Source organism: Rhodoferax sp., assembly GCF_011391645.1.
Lineage (GTDB): Bacteria > Pseudomonadota > Gammaproteobacteria > Burkholderiales > Burkholderiaceae_C > Rhodoferax.
This window is the reverse complement of sequence record NZ_JAABQC010000142.1, coordinates 1-4,797: the sequence shown is the minus strand read 5'-3', so window position 1 is coordinate 4,797 and position 4,797 is coordinate 1. Positions and strand designations below refer to the sequence as shown.

Annotated in this window: 2 protein-coding genes and 1 pseudogene; all 3 read right to left on the bottom strand. The window is 62.9% G+C overall.

Features of this window, described 5'->3' with window-relative positions; genetic code table 11:
- Window positions 1–3,282, bottom strand: a 3,282-nt coding sequence (locus tag GPS82_RS13285; protein ID WP_296495509.1) for a DEAD/DEAH box helicase, incomplete at its 3' end; no start/stop codon positions are given.
- Between the two features lie 13 nt (window positions 3,283–3,295).
- Entirely contained in the window at window positions 3,296–4,297 is a 1,002-nt protein-coding gene (gene lipA / locus GPS82_RS13280; RefSeq protein ID WP_296495506.1) for a lipoyl synthase, read from the bottom strand.
- A gap of 67 nt (window positions 4,298–4,364) precedes the next feature.
- Window positions 4,365–4,797, bottom strand: a pseudogene (locus tag GPS82_RS13275) (lipoyl(octanoyl) transferase); the annotation flags it as partial.

The following is a 4,797-nucleotide window of genomic DNA, read 5'->3' as shown; positions in this document are numbered from 1 at the left end:
GTTCTGACCAATGCGGTGGGCGCGGCCGGTGGCCTGGGCTTCCACGGCCGGGTTCCACCAGGGGTCGTAATGGATCACGGTGTCGGCTTGCGGCAGGTTCAGGCCGGTGCCGCCGGCTTTCAGGCTGATCAAAAACAGCGGCACTTCGCCGCTGGTGAACTGGTCGATGATCGCGTCGCGCTGCTGGCTTTGGCCGGTGAGCTTGACCCAGCGGATATTGCGTTGCTTCAGCTCGGCCTCGATCAATGTCAGCATGCTGGTGAACTGCGAAAACAGCAGGATGCGCCGACCCTCGGCCAGCATTTCGGGCAGCATCGCCATCAACTGCTCCAGTTTGGCAGATGCCTTGACCTTTTTGGCCGCCTCCAGCTTGAGCAGATGCGGGTCGCAGCAGACCTGGCGCAGCTTGAGCAGTGCATCCAGAATGGTGATTTGCGACTTGGCCAGGCCCTTGGCATCAAGCGCCTCGCGCACGGTTTTTTCCATGCCCAGGCGGATGGTTTCGTAGAGGTCGGCCTGTTTTCCCGAGAGTTCCACGCGCATCACGGTTTCGACCTTGGGCGGCAGCTCATGGGCGATCAGTGCCTTGGTGCGGCGCAGCATGAAGGGTGTGACGCGGGCGCGCAACTGGTGCAACGCTTCGGCGTCGCCCTGTTTTTCAATCGGGCCGCGAAACAGTTCGGTAAAACGCTTCTGGCTGCCCAGAAAACCCGGCATCAGGAAGTGGAACAGGCTCCACAGTTCACCCAGATTGTTTTCCATGGGCGTGCCCGACAGGCACAGGCGGTGCCTGCTGTTGAGTTCGCTGGCCACTTGGGCGGCGTTGGTACTGGCGTTCTTGATGTTCTGCGCCTCGTCGAGCACCACCAGGTGCCACTGCGCCTCGAGCCAGCGCTCCCGGTCGCGGTGCAACAGCGAGTAGGGCGCTATCACGACATCAAACTCAGCCATGCTGCCAGCGACTTCGTGGCGGTCCTTGCCGTGGATCACCAGGCTGCGCAGCCCGGGGCAGAAGCGTTCGGTCTCGCGCTGCCAATTGCCCATCAGGCTCACCGGTGCAATGATCAGCGCCGGGTGGGTCAGGCGGCCGGCGTCTTTTTCGATCTGGATGTGCACCAGCGTTTGTAGCGTTTTGCCCAGCCCCATGTCATCGGCCAGAATGCCGGCCAAACCATATTCGCGCAAGAACTGCAGCCAGTTCACACCTTGCTGTTGGTAAGGTCGCAGCGAAGCGTTGACACTTTTCGGGGCAGGCACCTCGGGCAACCCGGTGCGGCCGCTGAGGCGCTGCACCATCTCGCGCAGGTGTTGCGCACCCTGCCAGACGGCACCTTCGCCCAATGCGGCGGTGGCGCGCATGGCATCCAGGCGCGAGAGCTTGAGGCTGTCGCCGGCAAAGTCATGGTCGCGGTCGCCCACCAGCTCCAGCAGGGCGCCCAGCCAGGGCTTGAGGTTGTCGGTGGGCAGCCGGATGAAGCCGCCCGCAGGCGCCGGCAAAAAAACAAACGGCGGAATGTCGGGCAGACCGGTGGTGGCATCGCGCGGGCTGCGCGCGGCCACTTTGATCAGCTCGGGCAAAAAGGGCAGGATGTTGTGGCGCTCGCCGTTGATTTCCATGCCCAGCGACAAATCAAACCAGGGCGAGGTGGCTTCGTCATCGCCTTGCGTTTGCAGTGTCACGCGCAGCGCCTCACCATGCTGGATCCAGCCATCAAGCGATGCATCCAGCGTGACCTCAAAACCCGCCTCGCGCAAGCGCGCGAAATTGCTGTCGGCCCATTGCAGCCAGAGTTGCTGGGGTGCGCTGCCGGCAATGCCAAAAATGCCTTGGGCGCCGACGGTCAGGCCAAGTTGCACCAGGCCGGTGATGGCTTCGAGTTCGGCTTGCGGGTCGCGTTGCAGCAAACAACGCGTCTGGCCGTTGTCCACCATGACCGTGGTGCCCTGGCCCACCCACCAGCCACGGTGGCCTGCGTAATCAAAGCGCAGCGTGGCCCGCATCAGTCCGGACGCGGGCACCTCGGCGGGCGCCACGGCGGTCAAGTGCAGGCAGGCCGTGGGTGTGATACCGGTCAGGGTTTCCAGCGGCTCCAGCATGGGCGGCAAGGGCACGGGGCCGAGGCGCTCGGCCAGCTCGACCTGGAGTTTTTTGAGCGCTGCGCTTTGCAGCGGCGGGCTCTTCAGCAGCACCGCCACCTGGCCCGGGCTCAGGTCTTTCACCCTGGCCAGGCCGCACACGCCGCGCTGGGCATCCAGGTACAAGGGCGGGTTGTTCAGACACAGCGTGGCCATCGAATGCGCCACCCGGGCGCGCAGCACCCAGGCGCTGTCATTGGCAACCGCCTGTTTGATTTCGTGCCAGTTCCAGTCCACCTCAAGCGGTGGACCCCAGTGCGCCGCAATCGTCGGCTGGCCTTTGCTGTCGCCCATGAAGAGGCGCCCGGTGCTGGCGGCCAGCTCGATCGCCTGCGCCCCGTACTTGCCCTCGATCGTGACGCGCGACTTGGCGCTGTGGCTGTAGAAGTAGCCGCTGGCCGCGCCCGGCATGGTGCGCATGAGTTGCAGCACGTCGTGGTCGGTCTCGGTTGCCAAATCGTAGGTCGTCTGGCCGCGTTCTGGCATGGTCCTGACGGGCTTGGCCTTGGCCCAGTCGCCGCTGATCTTGGGGTAAGACACCACCACTTCGAGCGTCAGCAGCGGTGTCGGGCCCTGCGGCGAGAGCATGTTGAGCAGGTACAAAAACTGCTCGTTGCGCAGGTTTTGGCCGCTGCGCTCGGCTGCCAGTGGGGCTTTGGCGCCACCGCGTTCGAACTCGCCCAGCCAGCGGATCACCTGGTTTTCGGCTTCCAGCTGGGCGGCAGCCTGGCGTCGGGCCAGATCGGCCTGGCGCTGCGCCGCCAGTTCTTGCTCTGTTTGTGGTTTGAAGCTTGGCGTTTGTGCGTTGTTGCCCAGGATTTGCTGACCTTTATAGGCGGCCTTGATCAGCAGGGCCACGCCATGCTTGCACTGCGCTCCCACCGGGCAGGTGCAGTCGCTGTCCCACGCCATCACCTGGCCATAGGCACCGAGCTTGATCTCGATCGAAACTTTGTACGGCAGGCGCGCGCTGCCTTGCACTTCGCCCAGCAGCAGCCACTCTTCTGCAAGCGGCTCAATCGACAGGCTGAGCACCCGCTGCTGGCGGTACAGGTCCATGCCTCGGGTGTAGGTGGCGCCGTCGCAGCGCTGCGCCAGCGAGGCCAGGTCCAGCCACAGACTGGAGGTATGCCAGTGACTTTGCATCAAAGCGGCTTTTTCAGGCAGTGGTGTGCCCCATCGCGTGACCGGCTTGAACGTCGGCGTGGTAGCTGGAGCGCACCATGGCGCCCACGGCAGCGTGGCTGAATCCCATCTCATAGGCCCTGGCCTCGAACATCTTGAAGACGTCGGGGTGCACGTAGCGTTTGACGGTCAGGTGGCTGGTGCTTGGCGCAAGATACTGGCCGATGGTCAGCATGTTGATGCCGTGGTCGCGCATGTCCTGCATGGTTTGCAGAATTTCGTCATCCGTCTCACCCAGGCCCACCATCAGGCCGCTCTTGGTGGGCACGTCGGGAAACATCGCTTTGAACTTTTTCAGCAGGTTCAGGCTGAACTGGTAGTCGGATCCCGGGCGGGCCTCTTTGTACAGGCGGGGAATGGTCTCCAGGTTGTGGTTCATCACGTCAGGGGGGGCCGCCTTGAGGATCTCGAGTGCGCGGTCGTCTCGGCCGCGGAAGTCGGGCACCAGCACCTCGATCTGGGTCTGCGGAGATTTGGCACGGATGTGCTCGATGCAGGCCACAAAATGCCCGGCGCCGCCGTCGCGCAAGTCATCTCGGTCAACACTGGTGATCACCACATATTTGAGTTTGAGCTGGGCGATGGTGTTGGCCAGATTCACCGGCTCGTTGACATCAAGTGGGTCGGGACGGCCATGGCCAACATCGCAAAACGGACAGCGACGGGTGCATTTGTCGCCCATGATCATGAAGGTGGCCGTGCCCTTGCCGAAGCATTCGCCAATGTTGGGGCAACTGGCTTCTTCGCACACCGTCACCAGCTTGTTGGCACGCAGCACGTCCTTGATTTCGTAGAAGCGCGTGGTGGGCGAGCCCGCCTTGACGCGAATCCATTCAGGCTTGCGCAAAATTTCGCCCTGCACCACCTTGACCGGGATGCGCGACAGTTTGGCACCCGCCTTTTGCTTGGCGGTGGCGTCATAGTTTTCAGCGCTTTGGGATTCGCGCACCGTGGTGCTGGTCGTGGATGTGTTCATAAATATGTAGGAGTCGCGCCCTCGCGACGAAGGTTGTTGGTTTTCAACGCATACCGGCTTGGCGCTTTCAAGGGGCCAAATAACTCGTCAGCTTCTGGCTGAAAACCTCAGCCGCTTCCTGCCAACTCGCCAAAACGCCGATTGTAGAAAGATCCACCGTTTGCAGCCCGACATAGCCGCAGGGGTTGATACGCGAGTAGGGTTCAAGGTCCATGGCGACATTGAGGGCCACACCGTGGTAGGTGCAATTGCGGCTGACCTTGATACCCAAGGCGGCGATCTTGCCGAGGCCGGTGAAATTGGGGCCTGCGGCATTTTTCATCGGGCGTTGCGGCAGCAGCGCGTGGCCGGCGGGGTCGTCCAGCCGGACGTAAATGCCTGGGGCGCCTGCCACCCGGTGACCGGTCACGCCGAAATGCAGCAGTGTGCGGATCACGGCTTCCTCGATGCGGTAGACGTATTCCTTGACGAAGTAGCCCGCGCGTTTCAGGTCAATCAGC